This is a genomic window from Mesorhizobium sp. M7A.F.Ca.CA.001.10.2.1 (genome assembly GCF_003998575.1).
Lineage (GTDB): Bacteria > Pseudomonadota > Alphaproteobacteria > Rhizobiales > Rhizobiaceae > Mesorhizobium.
The window spans coordinates 1-2,215 of record NZ_RZQY01000835.1; the positions used below are offsets into that span (position 1 = coordinate 1).

Annotated in this window: 2 protein-coding genes; both read left to right on the forward strand. The window is 65.1% G+C overall.

All coding sequences use genetic code 11. The features are described 5' to 3' along the window. On the forward strand, positions 1-952 hold a 952-nt coding region (locus EN964_RS32370; RefSeq protein ID WP_164753445.1), incomplete at its 5' end, for a dihydrolipoamide acetyltransferase family protein. Positions 953-1,201: 249 nt separating this feature from the next. After that, on the forward strand, positions 1,202-2,215 hold a 1,014-nt coding region (locus tag EN964_RS32375), incomplete at its 3' end, for an NAD(P)/FAD-dependent oxidoreductase (RefSeq protein ID WP_127277285.1).

Below are 2,215 nucleotides of genomic sequence, written 5' to 3' on the forward strand. Positions count from 1 at the left end.
GGCTAGGGGTGGGGGTACGGCGCCGACATCTCAAGTTGCCACGCCCGCCGGCGCACCGCGTCCCGAGGGCGAAAGACCGCTGGCTTCGCCTGCCGTGCGTCTGCGGGCAAAGGAAGCCGGCATCGATCTCAGGCAGGTTGCGGGATCCGGCCCTGCCGGCCGCATCGGCCATGAGGACATCGAAGCGTTCCTGGCGCGCGGGCCGCAGGTTGCCAGGACATCCGGCCTCGCCCGCAACGATGCGATCCAGGATATCAAGGTGGTCGGCTTGCGGCGCAAGATCGCCGAGAAGATGTCGCTGTCGAAATCGCGCATCCCGCACATCACCTATGTCGAGGAGATCGATGTCACCGCGCTGGAGGAATTGCGCGCCGCGCTCAACAAGGAGAAGCGCCCAGGTAGGGGTGGCGTGGAGCGGCCGAAGCTGACGCTGCTGCCGTTCCTGATGCGGGCCATGGTCAAGGCGATCGCGGACCAGCCCAACCTCAATTCGCTGTTCGACGACGAGGCCGGCATCATCCACCAGCATGGCGGCATCCATATCGGCATCGCCGCGCAGACGCCGTCGGGGCTGGTAGTGCCTGTGGTCAAACATGCCGAGGCGCGCGACATCTGGGAGTGCGGCGCAGAAATCATCAGGCTGGCCGAGGCGGCCAAGTCCGGCACGGCGACACGCGACGAGCTGTCCGGCTCGACCATCACCATCACCTCGCTCGGCGCCATGGGCGGCGTGGCGACGACGCCGGTCATCAACCATCCGGAAGTGGCGATCATCGGCGTCAACAAGATGATGGTGCGGCCGGTGTGGGACGGCACCCAGTTCATCCCGCGCAAGATGATGAATTTATCGTCAAGCTTCGACCATCGGGTGATCGATGGGTGGGATGCGGCGGTGTTCATCCAGCGGATCAAGACGCTGCTGGAAACGCCGGCGCTGATCTTTGTGGATTGAGGTGATGAGGCCGATGTCGAAGCTTGAGACGGACCTTCGGAAGTTACCGGCGTTGGAATGTGGGCTCCCCCTTCTCCCCTTGTGGGAGAAGGTGTCGCCGAAGGCGACGGATGAGGGGTGTTCCAGGGAACGCCAACGCCTCACTCCGCTGGAACACCCCTCATCCGTCTCGGCGCTAACGCGCCGATCCACCTTCTCCCACAAGGGGAGAAGGACAGGGCGCCCGGCGGCCGAAAGGAAGCAGCCAACATGAAAGAAATCTCCTGCAAGCTGCTGGTCATCGGCGCCGGTCCCGGTGGTTACGTCTGCGCTATCCGTGCCGGACAGCTCGGCGTCGATACGGTGATCGTGGAAGCCGGCAAGCCGGGCGGCACTTGTCTCAATGTCGGCTGCATCCCGTCCAAGGCGCTGATCCATGCGGCGGAGGAGTTCGAGAAGGTGTCGCACATGGAAGGCGGCAAGAGCCCGCTCGGCATCTCGCTCACCGCACCGACGCTCGACCTGGCGAAGACGATCGCCTGGAAGGACGGCATCGTGAGCCGGCTCAACAGCGGCGTCGCCGGCCTGCTCAAGAAGGCAGGAGTCAAGACCGTGCATGGCTGGGCGAGCTTTCGCGACGGCAAGACGGTTGCGGTCGAGACCGAGACGGGAAGCCAAGTCATCCGCGCCGAGACGATCGTCATTGCCACCGGCTCGGCGCCAGTCGAGCTGCCGTTCCTGCCCTTTGGCGGTCCGGTGATTTCGTCAACCGAGGCACTGGCACTGAGCGACGTGCCGAGAAAACTCGCGGTCGTCGGTGGCGGCTATATCGGGCTGGAACTCGGCATGGCGTTTGCAAAAATGGGCGCCAAAGTGACCGTGGTCGAGGCCTTGCCGCGCGTGCTGGCGCAGTATGACGCCGAACTCACGCGGCCCGTGGTCAAGCGGCTCAACGCACTCGGCGTCGAGGTGATGCTGGGTGCCAAGGCCAAGGGGCTATCGACCAAAGGCGATGCGCTGCTGGTCGAGACGGCGGATGGCAAGAGCGCCAAGGTCGCCGCCGAAAAAATCCTGGTCACGGTCGGCCGCAAGCCGGTGACCGAAGGCTGGGGGCTCGAGCAGATCGACCTCGACAGGGCAGGCAAATTCATCCGCATCGACGACCAGTGCCGCACCTCGATGCGCGGCATCTTCGCCATCGGCGACGTCACCGGCGAGCCGATGCTGGCGCACCGGGCGATGGCCCAGGGCGAGATGGTCGCCGAGATCGTCGCCGGCCACAAG